At 63.6% G+C, this 14,199-nt stretch carries 15 protein-coding genes and 2 pseudogenes; 12 read left to right on the top strand and 5 right to left on the bottom strand.

What is annotated here, in order from left to right; translation table 11 throughout:
* Positions 1-121: 121 nt before the first annotated feature.
* The 7 genes and pseudogenes from B7R24_RS08920 (at position 122) to B7R24_RS08895 (ending at position 7,148) form a co-directional block, all read left to right on the top strand.
* Positions 122-1,522 (top strand): MFS transporter, encoded by a 1,401-nt coding sequence (locus B7R24_RS08920; RefSeq protein WP_116418625.1) that lies wholly within the window; start codon positions 122-124, stop codon positions 1,520-1,522.
* A 7-nt stretch (positions 1,523-1,529) separates the two neighbouring features.
* Positions 1,530-3,035: an arabinosylfuranosidase ArfA gene (locus B7R24_RS08915; protein ID WP_172582766.1), complete on the top strand. Its 1,506-nt coding sequence runs from the start codon at positions 1,530-1,532 to the stop codon at positions 3,033-3,035.
* A gap of 193 nt (positions 3,036-3,228) precedes the next feature.
* Positions 3,229-4,083, top strand: a pseudogene (locus B7R24_RS08910) (integrase core domain-containing protein).
* A gap of 156 nt (positions 4,084-4,239) precedes the next feature.
* On the top strand, positions 4,240-4,680 hold the full coding sequence (locus tag B7R24_RS08905) for a hypothetical protein (protein ID WP_147304007.1): 441 nt from the start codon (positions 4,240-4,242) through the stop codon (positions 4,678-4,680).
* A gap of 342 nt (positions 4,681-5,022) precedes the next feature.
* Positions 5,023-5,505 carry a peroxidase family protein gene (locus B7R24_RS18425; RefSeq protein WP_437123521.1) on the top strand — a complete coding sequence of 161 codons (483 nt, stop codon included), beginning with the start codon at positions 5,023-5,025 and terminating at the stop codon, positions 5,503-5,505.
* Positions 5,402-5,776 (top strand): annotated as a pseudogene (locus tag B7R24_RS18420) (catalase/peroxidase HPI); the annotation flags it as partial. The gene B7R24_RS18425 and the pseudogene B7R24_RS18420, both read left to right, overlap by 104 nt.
* 511 nt (positions 5,777-6,287) lie before the next feature.
* Positions 6,288-7,148 carry an aldo/keto reductase gene (locus B7R24_RS08895; RefSeq protein ID WP_116418623.1) on the top strand — a complete coding sequence of 287 codons (861 nt, stop codon included), beginning with the start codon at positions 6,288-6,290 and terminating at the stop codon, positions 7,146-7,148.
* A 32-nt stretch (positions 7,149-7,180) separates the two neighbouring features.
* On the opposite strand, the gene B7R24_RS08890 is transcribed toward B7R24_RS08895, so the two are convergent.
* The gene (locus B7R24_RS08890) at positions 7,181-7,837 is read right to left on the bottom strand and encodes a TetR/AcrR family transcriptional regulator (protein WP_116418622.1); all 657 of its coding nucleotides are present in this window, start codon (positions 7,835-7,837) and stop codon (positions 7,181-7,183) included.
* Positions 7,838-7,930: 93 nt separating this feature from the next.
* On the opposite strand from B7R24_RS08890, the gene B7R24_RS08885 reads away from it, so the two are divergent.
* The 4 genes from B7R24_RS08885 (at position 7,931) to B7R24_RS08870 (ending at position 10,229) form a co-directional block, all read left to right on the top strand.
* On the top strand, positions 7,931-8,668 hold the full coding sequence (locus B7R24_RS08885; protein WP_116418621.1) for an SDR family NAD(P)-dependent oxidoreductase: 738 nt from the start codon (positions 7,931-7,933) through the stop codon (positions 8,666-8,668).
* A 46-nt stretch (positions 8,669-8,714) separates the two neighbouring features.
* Positions 8,715-9,035 carry an alpha/beta hydrolase fold domain-containing protein gene (locus tag B7R24_RS08880; protein ID WP_147304006.1) on the top strand — a complete coding sequence of 107 codons (321 nt, stop codon included), beginning with the start codon at positions 8,715-8,717 and terminating at the stop codon, positions 9,033-9,035.
* On the top strand, positions 9,032-9,373 hold the full coding sequence (locus B7R24_RS08875; RefSeq protein WP_116418619.1) for an alpha/beta hydrolase fold domain-containing protein: 342 nt from the start codon (positions 9,032-9,034) through the stop codon (positions 9,371-9,373). The genes B7R24_RS08880 and B7R24_RS08875 overlap by 4 nt, the downstream gene beginning before the upstream one ends.
* Before the next feature lie 100 nt (positions 9,374-9,473).
* Positions 9,474-10,229: an SDR family NAD(P)-dependent oxidoreductase gene (locus B7R24_RS08870; protein ID WP_253259364.1), complete on the top strand. Its 756-nt coding sequence runs from the start codon at positions 9,474-9,476 to the stop codon at positions 10,227-10,229.
* 123 nt (positions 10,230-10,352) lie between these two features.
* Here the strand turns inward: B7R24_RS08870 and B7R24_RS08865 are convergent, their stop codons facing one another.
* Positions 10,353-11,048, bottom strand: a complete 696-nt coding sequence (locus tag B7R24_RS08865; RefSeq protein ID WP_172582765.1) for an alpha/beta fold hydrolase — start codon at positions 11,046-11,048, stop codon at positions 10,353-10,355.
* A 111-nt stretch (positions 11,049-11,159) separates the two neighbouring features.
* Between B7R24_RS08865 and B7R24_RS08860 the strand changes: the two genes are divergently transcribed.
* Positions 11,160-11,537 (top strand): helix-turn-helix domain-containing protein, encoded by a 378-nt coding sequence (locus tag B7R24_RS08860; protein ID WP_116418616.1) that lies wholly within the window; start codon positions 11,160-11,162, stop codon positions 11,535-11,537.
* 28 nt (positions 11,538-11,565) lie between these two features.
* Here the strand turns inward: B7R24_RS08860 and B7R24_RS08855 are convergent, their stop codons facing one another.
* The 3 genes from B7R24_RS08855 to B7R24_RS18090 are packed head-to-tail and all read right to left on the bottom strand — an operon-like array spanning position 11,566 to position 13,284.
* Complete coding sequence (locus B7R24_RS08855; protein WP_116418615.1) at positions 11,566-12,159, bottom strand: ClpP family protease; 594 nt, start codon at positions 12,157-12,159, stop codon at positions 11,566-11,568.
* Positions 12,156-12,731, bottom strand: coding sequence for a ClpP family protease (locus B7R24_RS08850; protein WP_253259362.1), 576 nt, complete (start codon positions 12,729-12,731; stop codon positions 12,156-12,158). Before B7R24_RS08850 ends, B7R24_RS08855 begins: the two co-directional genes overlap by 4 nt.
* The gene (locus B7R24_RS18090) at positions 12,613-13,284 is read right to left on the bottom strand and encodes a GNAT family N-acetyltransferase (RefSeq protein WP_253259361.1); all 672 of its coding nucleotides are present in this window, start codon (positions 13,282-13,284) and stop codon (positions 12,613-12,615) included. Before B7R24_RS18090 ends, B7R24_RS08850 begins: the two co-directional genes overlap by 119 nt.
* Positions 13,285-14,199: the final 915 nt, after the last annotated feature.

Here is a 14,199-nt window from a genome sequence, read left to right as displayed (position 1 = left end):
CATGAAGAGCTGCCCTGAGCAACCACTTGACACTTTCACAGTCTTCGATTTGGATGTCACATATCGTACAAGTTGTTCCGGGTTGGCCGTTCCGCCACCCCTCCCGATGAAGTGAGAAGACATGTCATCCCGTATTCCGGCCCGGTCGTCCACAGACCAAACGGCCAAGGCCCGCCAACCGACTCAGACCCGGCCCCGAACCGACCTCGATGCGGCGGCTCTCGCACGGCCGAAAGGCAACATCCGGTGGGTCATCATCGCCTTGGCTTTTCTCGGTACCGCAATCGTCTACATAGACCGGGCGAATCTGAGCGCCGCCGTGCCCTCGATCCAGCAGCAGTTCAGTCTCTCGAACACCGAAATCGGCCTCATCCTCTCCGGCTTCTTCTGGACCTACGCCGTCGCTCAACTTTTCGCCGGCTGGTTCGTCGACAAGATCGGTACCCGACGTGGCTACGCGCTGGCTGCGATCCTGTGGTCGATCTTCACCGCGGCTACCTCGCTCGGGCGAGGATTCCTCTCTCTGCTCGGGCTGCGACTTCTGTTGGGCATCGGAGAAGCTCCCGCGTACCCGAGCAACGTGAAAGCGGTTCGCGAATGGATGCCGAAGCGCGAACGCGGTCTCGCGACCGCCATCTTCGACAGCGGTTCGCGTGTCGGCACCGCGCTTTCCCTGCCCATCGTGGTGCTTGTCATCAGCCTCACCAGTTGGGAGTTCTCGTTTGTCATCACCGGAATACTCGGTGTCATCTGGGCCGCCGTCTGGTATGCGTTCTACCGCAAACCGCAGGAACACAAAATGGTGTCTGCAGAAGAACTGGCGTACATCGAGGCGGGTCAAGAGTCGGAGCAGGATGTCGCCGCGACGCGTGATCGCATCCGTTGGGTCGACCTGCTACGCTTCCGCGCTGTCTGGGGCATGATGCTCGGCAACTTCTGCATCGCCTTCGTCATCTACTGGTTCGTCACCTGGTTTCCCACCTACCTGATCACGAGCCGCGGATTCTCGCTGCCGTCACTCGGCATCTTCGGGTCGATTCCCGCTCTGTTCGCCGTGCTTCTCGGTTGGCTCGGCGGCTACGTCGCCGACCTGCTCATCCGTCGCGGGTGGAGTGCGACCCGGGCTCGGAAGACCTGCATCATCGGTGGTCTCGCGGTCTCGACCTGCATCCTCCTCTCTCTCGGTACCGACAGTCCGGCCGTCGCGATCGCGCTTCTCTCGCTCTCCTATGGAGCACTCACCTTCGCAAACGCAAGTGTCTGGCTTCTGCCCGGCGAACTGGCTCCCACCGTCAAACACGTCGGCTCCCTCGCCGGTCTCATGAACTTCGCTGGAGCGGTGGCCGGCATCCTGGTCTCGATCGCAGTGGGCGCGCTGCTCGACGCGACAGGCGGGTCGTTCACTGCACCCCTGGTGATGACGACGGCCTTCTTGGTTCTCGGCATCATCACCTTCGCTTTCGTCATCAAGAAGGTCGAACCCCTGAAGCTTTCCGAGGCCGCCAGCGCGGCACGAGATTGAGGACCCTATGACAGGCAATCCCACCACGGTGGTCATGCACGAGGCATTCACGATCGGGGAGATCGACCGACGCCTGTTCGGCAGCTTCGTCGAACACATGGGTCGTACTGTGTACACCGGCATCTATGAACCGAACCACCCCTCAGCCGATTCGCGTGGCTTCCGCGGCGACGTACTCACTCTGGTGAAAGAACTCGGGCCGACGATGGTTCGCTATCCGGGCGGCAACTTCGTTTCGGCCTACAACTGGGAGGACGGAGTCGGCCCTGCCAGCGAGAGGCCGGTCAGGCTCGACCTGGCGTGGCGAAGCACGGAGACCAATGAAGTCGGCCTCAACGAGTTCGCCGAATGGTCGAAGAGCGCCGGCGTCGAACTCATGCTCGCCGTCAACCTGGGAACGAGAGGCGTTGATGCTGCGCGCAACCTGGTCGAATATTGCAATCACCCCGGGGGAACCTACTGGTCTGACCTCCGACGTCGTCACGGAGTGCAAGCTCCGCACAACGTGAAGGTGTGGTGCCTCGGAAACGAGATGGATGCGCCGTGGCAGATCGGCCACAAAACCCCGATGGAATACGGGCGCATCGCAGTGGAGGCCGCAAAGGCAATGCGGCGTGTGGATCCAACAATCGAACTCGTCGCCTGCGGTAGCTCGAACAGTCGCATGCCCACCTTCGGCGCCTGGGAGGCGACCGTCTTGGAACAGACCTACGACCAGGTCGACTACATTTCCTTGCACAACTACTACGAGGACGTTGACGACCGCGATCTCAACAGCTTTCTCGCGTCATCGGATTCGATGGACGACTTCATCGACTCGGTCGTCGCCACAGCAGATTTCGTGAAAGGGAAATTGCACTCACCGAAAACGATCCAGCTGTCGTTCGATGAGTGGAACATCTGGCACCAAACGGAATTCCATCGTGGTGACACAGAGAGGGAAGCCTGGCGTAAGGCACCCGATCTGGCAGAAGACATCTACAGCGCGGCAGAAGCCGTTGTTCTCGGCACCCTCCTCATCTCGCTGCTGAACCACAGTGATCGCGTTCGGATGGCGTGTCTGGCGCAGTTGGTCAACGTCATCGCGCCGATCACGACCGAGCCAAGCGGCCGTGCGTGGCGTCAATCGACGTTCTATCCTTTCGCCGACGTTGCCGGCCGTGCAGGAACCCGCTCCCTGCGCCTCAGCGTGACGTCACCGCAGCACGACACCGACCGATACGGACGGGTGTCATCGGTTGTCGCCGCCGCAACGATCGACGACACCACGGGAGAGATAGTGCTCTTCGCGGTGAACCGATCGCCGACGGATCCCACGCAACTCGACCTCAGCCTCAGCGGAACACTGGCCGGCTATCACGTGACAGATCACCGCGTTCTGCAGAACGATGATCCGTACGCCGTCAATACAGCGGATGATCCTTACAAAGTTGAGCCCAGACAGGAACCGGTCACCGGGGTTGTCACGCTGTCGCCCCTGTCGTGGAATGTGGTGACGATGCAAAAAAACTAACGCATCTGCTTTGGCCGAAGAGTGAGAGTATCCTGCCGCCTCCTATGCTTCCAGCATGCCTCCAGACGTCACACACGCACGGGTGGCTCACCCGAGGGTGCCTTTCTCGACCGGAGACATCGATGCTCTGGCCGAGACGTTCTGTACTGGGCCGTGACGTTGGGGACAGTGCGGGGCTCGATTTGAGGTCCTTATGTCCCACGTTAATGCCCGTCTCACCGTTCACGGCAGGTTGCTGCTTGTTGAACGGGTTCTTGCGGGGCGTCCCGCAGCTCACGTCGCGAAGGAACTCGGCATCTCCCGCCAGTGCGCGTACCGGTGGGTGCGCCGCTACCGGGCCGAGGGTCTGACCGGGTTGTCGGACCGGTCAAGCCGGCCCCACCACACACCGACTCGTACGAGCACCGACCGCGAGCAGGCCGTGATCGCGGCGCGGTCACGGATGCGGTGCGGGCCGGCCAGGATCGCTGCGGCAACCGGTGTGCCAGCCCGGTACGAACGGGACCGGCCCGGTGAACTCGTTCATGTCGACGTGAAAAAGCTCGGCCGGGTCCCTGATGGCGGCGGCTGGCGCGTGCACGGCCGGTCAGAGAGAGTCCGAGGACGCGGCATCGGGTACGACTACGTGCACGCGGTGATCGATGACCGCACCCGGCTCGCGTACGCCGAAATCCATGCCGACGAGTAAGGTGCCACCGCAGCCGGCGTCCTCCTCCGAGCGGCCTAATTCTTCGCCAGTCAAGGCATCCCCCGCATCGAGCGGGTGATCAGCGACAACGCGTTCGCATACCGGCACTCGACCGCGTTCGAGGCTGCGGTCGCCCAGCTCGGTGCGCAGCAGCGCTTCATCAAACCGCACTGCCCTTGGACGAATGGGAAACTCGAACGCCTGAACCGCACCCTCGCCACCGAATGGGCCTACGCCCGCCCGTACACCAGCAACACCGAACGCAAAGCAGCACTTGCACCGTGGCTGGACTACCACAACACTGAACGCATCCACACCGGCATCGGAACCACACCCCTCAACCGCGTGTCACCAACCTGATGGCCCAGTACAGCTAGCGCAGGGTGTCAACCCGGCTGCATGAGCCCGTCAGGGAGCAAACCTGTGAGGATTCGAATAATTACATCCGGTCCAGAAATTCGTCTTAGCTGGATGGCGTCCGGTCCCACCCGAATCGACCCTGAAGAGAGAATCTCGATGTCATCCTCCGCCCCGTCTGTGAACCCCACCACCACGATTCCCGCGCTCCGGGCCTATACGATCTTCCTCGGCCTGACGGTGTTCTTCATCGTCGTGCAGGCCCTGACCGCCGGGGAGTTCATCACCGACGGGCTGGCCGATGATGCCAGGCAGACCTGGACTGATGTCCACGGCTTCGTGGCCTACCCCGTTATGGTCTTCGCGCTCGTCGCTGCTGTCATCGCATTCGCCCGTCTAAAGGCGCCGAGGAGTCTCGTTGTCGCGTCTGCGGCGCTGTTCGTGGGGTGCGTGGCCCAGTGGCTGCTCGGCCACGCCATCACCACGCTCGGCATGGACTGGGTCGTTCCCATCCACGTCGTCGTCGCGTTCGTCATTTACGGCCTCGCGATCTGGCTGTCGGTGCGCTCCGCGATGCTCCGCCGGAACACCACACGGTGATCTGCGTCCCCCGGGGCTGAGCATCGGCTGAGACCCCCTCAGGAAGGGTAGGCTTGCCGACCTATCTTTTGCCCCGATCACCTGCTTAGCGTTTCGCAGCACGGTCATTGCCGTTCAGACCAGGTGGGAGAAGCTGATGACTGACTCGCCCACTTGATCTTAGGGTTGTGACCCCGACAACGCCGCTCGGAACGGCGTCGACGCAGACCCGCTCGGCGCTGACTTCGACTACGCGGCTGCTTTCGCCACGATCGACCTCGAGGCGCTCAAGGCGGACATCAAGCGACTGCTCACCACATCGGTCGACTGGTGGCCGGCGAACTACGGCAACTACGGCCCCAGATGATCCGGATGGCGTGGCATGCTGCCGGCACGTACCGCATTGCCGATGGCCGTGGCGGAGCGGGCACCGCGATGCAGCGGTTCGCAGCGATCGGGAGTTGGTGGGACAACGGCAACACCGACAAATCACGACGGCTCTTGCAGCCGATCAAGCACCAGCACGGTAACGCGCTGTCCTGGGCCGACCTGATGGTCTTGACCGGTAACTGCTCCCTCGAGCTGATGGGCCTGCCGACGTACGGCTTCGGTGGTGGACGACTCGATGCGTGGGAACCGGACGACGGCACCTGGTGGGGCCCGGAGGTCTGGAACCCGCACGCCCTACGCGAACGGCGACCCGATGGGCTCCGCACGCGACATCCGCATCACGTTCACTCGGATGGCGATGAACGACGAGGAGACGGTGGCACTGATCGCCGGCGGCCACGATTTCGGCAAGAGCCACGGCCAGGTGCCTGCATCCGACATCGGACCATCACCTGAGAAAGCCCCGATCGAGTCGATGGGTCTCGGCTGGCGCAACCCCGTCGGCACCGGCAATGCCGAGTACACCTCGACCAATGGCATCGAGGGGAGCTGGACTCCGAACCCGACGCAGTGGGACAACACCTACCTCGAGAACCTGTTCGCGCACGACTACGAGCAGACGCGAAGCCCGGCCGGCGCTCTGCAGTGGACACCGACTGACCCAGAGGCACCGAAGACGCCGGACGCACACGTACCCGGTCAGATGAACCCGCTCACGATGATGACCTCGGACATCCCACTCAAGGTCGACCCGAAGTACCGGGCAGTGTGCGAGCGCTTCCTGGCCGACTTCGACCTGTTCACCCTCGCGTTCTCGAAGGCCTGGTACAAGCTCACGCGCCGCGACATGGGGCCGAAGCACCGGTACCTCGGTCCCGAGGTCACCATCGCCGACGATCTGCTCTGGCAGGACCCGCTCCCGGAAGCAGCAGGAGCCGCACTCGACGATCTTCACCGGCCGCGTCCAGGCGACCGGCGAAGCTCGCTGGCGGGCCTCCCGGAGCGCCCTACTCTTCGGCTCGAACGCCCAACTGCGCTCGATCACCGACGCGTACGCGGGCACCGACGGGCACGACAGGTTCGTGCGCGACTTCATCCACATCTGGTCGAAGGTCATGATGCTCGACCGCTACGACGTCAAGGGCCACAGGCGGTACGGTGCAATGGCCGCCTGACTCCCGAGGTCGCGTCCCACAGAGTTCCTGAAAAGTCGCCAACACAGATCGAAAGGCATCACCGTGCAGCAACGAACCATCGGCACCCACTCCGTCAGCGCGATCGGACTCGGCGGGATGCCCATGTCGATCGAAGGCCGGCCCGACCGGGCCCGATCCATCACGACCATCCACGCCGCGCTCGACGCCGGTGTCACCCTCATCGACACCGCAGACGCTTACCACCAGCATGCCGACGAGGTCGGTCACAACGAAGAACTCATCGCCGAAGCGCTGCGATCCTCCAGCGGTGATACGAGCGACGTGCTCGTCGCCACCAAGGGCGGACACCTCCGTCCCGGCGACGGGTCGTGGACGCTGAACGGCCGACCGGAGTATCTCATTCAGGCCGCGAAGGCCTCTGCCCTGAGGCTCGGTGTGGACGCGGTCGGTCTCTACCAGTTTCACCGTCCCGACCCGAACGTGCCCTATGTCGATTCGGTCGGAGCGCTCCGCGACCTCCTCGATCAGGGCGTGATCCGGATGGCCGGCATCTCCAACGCGACCATTGCCCAGATCGACGAAGCGAACGACGTGCTCGGCGGGCGTCTGGCGTCGGTGCAGAACCAGTTCTCTCCCGCGTTCCGGTCGAGCCTCGCCGAGCTCGAGCACTGCGCGAAGCTCGGCATCGCGTTCCTTCCCTGGTCACCGCTCGGCGGCATCCGCCGCGCGGGCAACATCGGAGAGCACACCGCTTTCCAGGCGGTCGCCGACGATCGGGGCGTCAGCGCCCAACAGGTCGCGCTTGCCTGGGAACTCGCGCTCGCGCCTGTCGTCGTGCCGATTCCCGGCGCCTCACGCCCGGCGAGCGTGCAGGATTCCGTCAAGGCCGTCGATCTCCGCCTCACCTCCGCCGAAATCACCAGCCTTTCGCAGCACGGCTGAGCGAGATCGACCCGCGCCACCGATTTCACCCTTCACGCCTCCTCGGATGAACTCGTCACTTTCGGCACGAGTGCGGGAAGGAGCACGTCGTCGATCACGGCGATGTAGAAGTCGCGGTGCACGTGTTCGCTGGTGGTGCTCACACGGTGTGAGCTCATGGCCGGGATGATGTCGGCCAGGATGGGCACCCGGGTCGCCATCTGCTCGGGTACCTCGCCCCGGTCGATGGCTCGTTCGAGTATGCGGCGGTAGACGTCGACATACGGCTCCGTGACCTGGAGGCGGATGGCGTCTGCCAGACCGGCTGAGCTTCTGGCGGCGGAGGTGAGCCCGGCGAAGATCAGAATCCGCCGGGCGGGCCCGCCGAGCCACGGTGAGTCGATCACGGCGAGCAGATCGGCCCGGAGCGTGCCCTCGTCGGGGAGGTCTGCGACCTCGGGGGGCTGGCCGATGGAATGGATCGCGGCGAGAACGAGGTCGTCTTTCGTGGCCCATCTGCGATAGATGGTGGTCTTCGCCTTTCCTGCACGGGCAGCGACATCATCGAGCGTCACTCGGTCGTAGCTTCGCTCGGTGAGGAGATCGAGGGTTGCGGCCAGGATCATCCCGTCGCCGGAGCGATCGTACGGCCGACCGGCCTGCCGTTCACCCGATTTGAGAGTATCTGCGGGTGGGGAGTGGCCGGCCATGAACCAAGGGTAACCCAGGAAACCTATTACGCTACTGAGGAGTAGCGTAATAGGGCTGCTCAGTCGATCAGCAGACGGACAGAGGAGAAGAGCATGAAGATCGAGGGTTCAGTGGTCATCGTCACGGGGGCGTCATCGGGTATCGGGGCCGCAACCGCGCGGGCCGCCTCCGCCGCCGGAGCACGCGTCGTTCTGGCCGCTCGACGAGAAGACCGGGTGCGAGAACTCGCGGGACAGCTCGAGGGAGCGATCGCGGTGCGGTGTGACGTTACCGATGTGCTGCAGGTGACGGCTCTGGTCCAGGCCGCAATCGAAGCTTTCGGGCGCATCGACATTCTCGTCAACAATGCGGGGCAGGGCCTGCAGGCTGAGATGGAAGCCATCTCACTGGACGACTTTCGTGGCGTTCTCGAGCTGAATCTCGTGGCACCGTTGGCAATGATGCAGGCCGTGCTGCCAATCATGCGCCGACGGGGCGCAGGCGCCATCGTCAATGTCAGCTCCGGGACGACGTTCGCTGATGTGCCGGGAACGGGTGGCTACGTCGCGTCGAAGATCGCTCTCGAGCGTCTTTCGGCCATCGCCCGCAACGAGCTCGAGGGCTCCGGGATCACCGTCTCCACAATGATCCCGTTTGCTACACGCACAGAGTTTCTGAGCTCGATCAGAGCAGGCCGTGCTGACGCGGAAGCGATGACGGCCGGGGCGGCCTTCGACGAGCCGGAGCGGGTCGCCGAAGCAATCCTCGAACTGGTCGAAAGCGGTGAGCCCCAGCTCGACCTCGTACCTGCGGCCTACGGCGGTACGAATCGGGGTGGGGAGCCTCGGTGACCACCTCGCGCAGCTGACCCATGGCCATCCTGTCAGATCCCGTCTCATGCCCGCCTCCCGCCCGTTCCATCTGGCGTGGTTCCTGAACTTCGGCGTCGACGAGTGGAACGACCCGTGGGCATCCGGGGGAGAACGGCTCGACGGCGAGTTCTCCGTGGATGTCGCCCGCACTCTCGAGCGTGCCGGCTTCGACTTCGTGCTGATCGAGGACAAGACGGCGATGCTCGGCGATCTCGACACGAACGACACACTGTGCCGTGACCTGTGTCGGAAGGCCGGCGCGTCTGTCGTGAGCGTCGACTGCCGTCTGGCCCCCGAGCATCCGTATCCCGCGGCCATCGACGACGGTATCGCCGCCCTGCGATGAACGGGGCCGGGCTGCTGCTCACGACGGCCGAGATGGAGTGGTACTGGGACCTCTACGTACCCGACGAACGGCGACGTCTCGAGCCGGAGGCGAGCCCGCTTCGCCGGACTGATCTGTCGGGCGTCGCGCCCGCCACGCTGGTGATCGCCGGTGGCGACCCGCTCCGAGACGAGGGGGTCGAATACGGGCTCCGGCTCAGAAGCGCAGGTGTGCCGGAGTACACCTGCATCGTGGCCGGTGTGCCGCACCTGTTCCTCACCTTCCCGGCGCTGGAGAGTCGAACCCGCGCGATTGACGAGGTGTCGGAGCGGCTGCGTTTGTCGTTCGCTGGGGGCTGAGAGGCTGGCTCTGTGGCGGGTGATGGCATCCTGTTGAGTAGCATCAGATCACGGGAGGGATGCCTTCCCGAGCTCAACACAAAGGACCGCAATGAATGTCATGAGCAAGTTCTCTCTCGCAGGTCGTCGTGCCCTTGTCACCGGGGGCAATCGCGGGCTGGGATTCGAGCAGGTCGTCGCCCTGCACGAGGCCGGCGCCCAGGTGGTCTTCGTCTCGCGGGATGCTGACGCCAACGCAGATGCGCTGAGAGCCCTCGGATCGGCTGACGGAGTCACGGCGCTGACCGGTGACATCACGCAGCCTGGTGAGCCTGACAGGATCGTGAGTGAAGCCGTCGAGCGAATGGGCGGTCTCGACATTCTCGTCAACAACGCTGGAGCCTGCGTACACAATCCCTCCGTCGCCGTGACAGATGACGACTGGGACCTTGTCATGAACCTCAACGTCAAAGCCCTGTTCAAGATGTGCGTCGCCGCCTTCCCTCACCTCAGCGCCAGTGACGCTCCCGCGATCGTGAACATCGGGTCCATGTCGGGGATCATCGTCAACCGCCCACAGTGGCAGCCTGCCTACAATGCCTCGAAAGCTGCGGTGCACCACCTCACCCGTTCACTGGCTGCCGAATGGGCGCCCTCGCATATTCGTGTCAACGCGGTCGCGCCGGGCTATGTCGCCACGGACATGACCCCGCTGCACCGACCAGAGTTCAAGCGCTACTGGGTGGATGACGCCCCCATGACTCGCGCTGCAAGCGCTGACGAGATCTCACCGTCGGTGGTGTTCCTCTCCAGCGCTGCGGCATCCTTCATCACCGGATCGATCCTGGTGGTGGACGGCGGATATTCCGTCTATTGACGATGGAGGGATGCGGGTGCGGCAAGATCAAAACCTGACCTCCGTGGGCCGCAACCCGCTCGGTTCCACGAGCGGAGGAGCGTCGAACAGCCTGCGCCCGTCAGTGGGCAGCCGCAGGGATGCTCAGGCCGCGTCGTCGAGCCAAGCGCCGATGGCGTTGCGTGCCGTTTCGGCCTGCTCGAAGAACAGGAGGTGGCCGGCGCCTTCGATAGCGGTGAACCTTGCACTGGGAAGTAGGGCTACCGATTCCTCGGCGGCGTCGAAGGGTATGAGTCGGTCGCCGGTGCCGTGGATGATCCCGGTCGGGCAGGTGATGCTGGCCAGGGTGCTTCGGAGGTCGGCCCGTCCCACGACGGCCCGCTGTTGGCGGAGAAACGCTTCTGGCCCGACGGGTCTTGTCATCGCTCGCCACCGGGCGAGCAGTTCGTCGTCGGATTCATTCTCGGCTGCGACGACACCGGGAAAGGCAGCGTCGATGAGAGCATCGAACTGGCCCTCTTCCACAAGGGTCGACTGTCGTGAACGAGCTGTCTTCTGCTCGTCTGAGTCTGCGCGTGCTGACGTGCTGACCAAGGCCAGTGCCTGAACTCGGTCCGGTGCCTGACGCATCACCTCGAGGGCGACGCACCCGCCCATGCTCGTTCCGCGCAGAGCGAAGCTCCCCTCGTTCTCAAAGAGAATCCGTGCGGCCATCCCGGCGATGGTGTCGTCATGTCGCGTGTCTGCGACCGTCACCTGCCCCCGGGACCACAGGGTGTCGAGAATGGGCACGTACGCAAGAGGCGAGCAGAGCAGCGGCGGCACGACAATAGTCTTCATGCCTTGACTCTTCCCCATGCCACCGACGGTCTTCGCTTCCCGAGTTGGCCCTGGCTCTGCTGTGAGCAGAATTCTGCTGCACTGTCGGCGACCTTCTGCTTGACTGGCCGAATGACCGGCAGCGAGGCGCCCTCACCCATTCGGGTTCGCACAACCCCTGTGCTCGAACCACTCTTGCGTCACATTCTTGGCCGAAGGCTGAGGATGCTGCGTCTCGCGAACGGTAACAAGCTCGCTGAGACGGCCGCCCGCGCCGGTATCTCGCCGCAGTACCTGTCCGAGATCGAACGTGGACTCAAAGAACCTTCCAGTGAGATGATCGCCGCCATCGCGGGAGCCCTGGGAGTGACGCTCCTCGATCTCACGGAGTTGCTGTCGAAAGAACTGCGGGGGCCGAGTGCCGTCGAACCGCGGCACCAGATCGGTCAGCACCCATCGATCGAGCGTGGAGGCACGGTCACAACGATGACTCTCGCCTTCGCGGCGTAATACTCTCGACGTCGTCGTAAATCTGCTCTCACGTTCGCGGTCGCATCCTGATCTCGTCGATCAGGCCATACTGTCTGGCGGCCTCGGCCGTGAAGATTCGGGCCCGGTCGGTGTCACGGCGCAGTGTCTCGACACTCTGACCGGAATGCTCGGCGAGAACGCCCTCGAGGTCGGCCCTGATGCGCACCAGTTCATCGGCCTGCAGAATGAGATCGGGAATCGTGCCGCGGCCCTGCCCGGCCGGTTGGTGTAGCACGATACGTGCGTGCCGCAGGGCTGCGCGCCGACCCGGCTCGCCCGCCGCCAAGAGAGCGGCACCGGCCCCGACGGCTTCGCCGACGCACGTCGTGGCGATGGGCGAGGTGATGAACTGCATCGTGTCGTAGATGGCCAGCATCGCCGAGAGATCGCCACCTTCGCAGTTGATGTACATATTGATCTCCTGGCCGGTGCCATCTGATTCGAGATGTAGGAGCTGCGCGATGAGAGCGTTGGCGACCCCCGAATCGATGCCGGTACCGAGATACACGATTCGTTCGCTCAGCAGGTGGGAATAGACATCCATGATGCGTTCGCCACGTGCATGCTGGGCGATGACGTTCGGGATCGTGTAGCTGCTCATGCCTGCACCCCGATTCCGATCGGTCGACGGCGGCCGGGCAGAATCTGGTCGAAGGAATCTGCGATGCGGTCGATGAAGCCGTAGTCCCGCGCTTGCGCTGCCGTGAACCAGCGGTCGTGCAGCGAGTCTTCGAAGATCGTGTCAATCGGCTGGCCGGTGTCGTTCGAAATGATTCCCAGCACGGTCTCGCGCATGTGCCTCAGATCACCGGCTTGAACCTCGACTTCGACGGCGGATCCGCCGATTCCCGCCGAGCCCTGGTGCATCAGGATGCGCGCGTGCGACAGGGCAGCGCGTTTGCCCGGGGCGCCTGACGAGAGCAGAAACTGGCCGGCACTGCACGCGAGTCCGACCGCGAGGGTCGAGACATCGCAGGGAACGAGCTTCATCACGTCGCGAATCGCGAGCATCGACGCGACTGAGCCGCCGGGGGAGTGGATCCACAGCGCGATGTCAGCGGTGGCGTCCTCGGCGGCGAGACCGAGCAGTTGGGCCGCGAGCATCATGCCGTTGTCGTCGTCGAGTGCGCCGTCGAGAACGAGCACGCGTTTCAGCAGCAGCTGCTGTCGCATGGTGTCGGTGAACATGAGGGGTCTGGTGTCGTTTGCCATGGCTTGACTCTCCTCGCACTCCCGCTGTCTGGGGGCTCACGCTGCTTTCAGCCGATCTGCTGCGAGCAGAACGACGTACCCGGCACCCGCGGCAGCGTTCGGTCAGCTGGCATCGTCTTTCAAGACCTGCGACCAGGCGACCTCCCGTTCGAGCTGCCCGCTCAACGAACAGGCGCACCTGATGTGCTTCGGGTAGAGCCGACGCGAGGGCGTACCTGTCTGCGCTCGTGAACCCGAGCTTCTGCCAGAACGGGCCGGATCGGCGCGAGAAGAGCCACGCCCGTGTCGATCCTGCCGCATACGCCTGGTGCAGTGCGTAGCGCGCGAGGCGCGAGCCGGATCCTGCGGTGCGGTGCGCGGGTGCGACCGCGACGCTGCGGATCAGTGCGTGCTTGCGATCCTCACTCAGCTCGAATCCCGTGCTGCCGATAATCTCACCGTCGGTGGTGGGCTCCACCCAGAACTGCACGGTGGGCTCGTCCAGACCGGCGATTAGTGGTTCGTCCCACACCATCGTGCTTACAGCTGACGTCGAACAAGTGATCGGACTAACATGTGCCTTGCCGAGAAGAGGGTGTTCAATTGGTGCTACTGCTTGAGGATCCGGGGTTGGCTGTGTTGATCCTCTTCGATTCAGGATTCTTTCTAGTCATCTTCGGCGTTCTCGTGTTCTGTATTCGCACTTTTCTTCGGGCGGGTCGCGTTCGTCTGGTTTTCACTCTCGTCGGCTCAGCACTGATTCTCTTGGGCACAGTTTGCTTTTGGGCGCTAATTCCGTGGTCACCGACCCCCTCCATCAATTGGGTAGTCGGGATACTTCTTCCAGTCCTCTGGGTAGCAGTGTCTGTCTCTTTCTTTCGTGGGCTTCGCACTCCGGTCGCTCCCGGCGCAGTAGAGAGTGATCGACGGCGACCACTAAAACCGACGAAGCCGCGCGACGGTTCCTTCTAAAGAGGAGCAGGACGTCTCGCTTCCGAACGCTCGGCGGAGCGATTCTCAATATGAAGGATTTCTCAGCTACAGCCTGCACCTAAACCTGGTGCGATGAGAATGGCGGAGAAATCGGGCGGTCTACCTGTTGCAGCCTGCCTTGGGCCGGGAGGGATGAGCCCACAACTGTCTCGGAGAGAATATCGAAGCCGGGGAACAGCCACCCCGACTCACCCCACGTCGTGAGCATCTGGCCAAGTAACTCCCGGCCTCAGCGCAGCAAGAGTGATAGGCGCCATTTCTCGAGGTACATCAATGAGCTTGAGCCAGACCCCGGATGCGTTCGCGCTGCCAGCTGTTAGCGGCCATGTGAAACTGCCCATGGGCGGCCAGTAGTTCTGCCCGCTGGTGGCCAGGGGAATTGCCCGCTGGTGGCCACGAGTTCTGCCCACTTCTGTTTCGTGCCCGGACGCGTTGAGCGCCGGGAGCCTCTTCCTGC

The sequence above is a fragment of the Subtercola boreus genome, from assembly GCF_003399645.1.
Lineage (GTDB): Bacteria > Actinomycetota > Actinomycetes > Actinomycetales > Microbacteriaceae > Subtercola > Subtercola boreus_A.
Note: the sequence above shows the minus strand (reverse complement) of the source record. Positions and strands in the feature narration are given on the sequence as shown.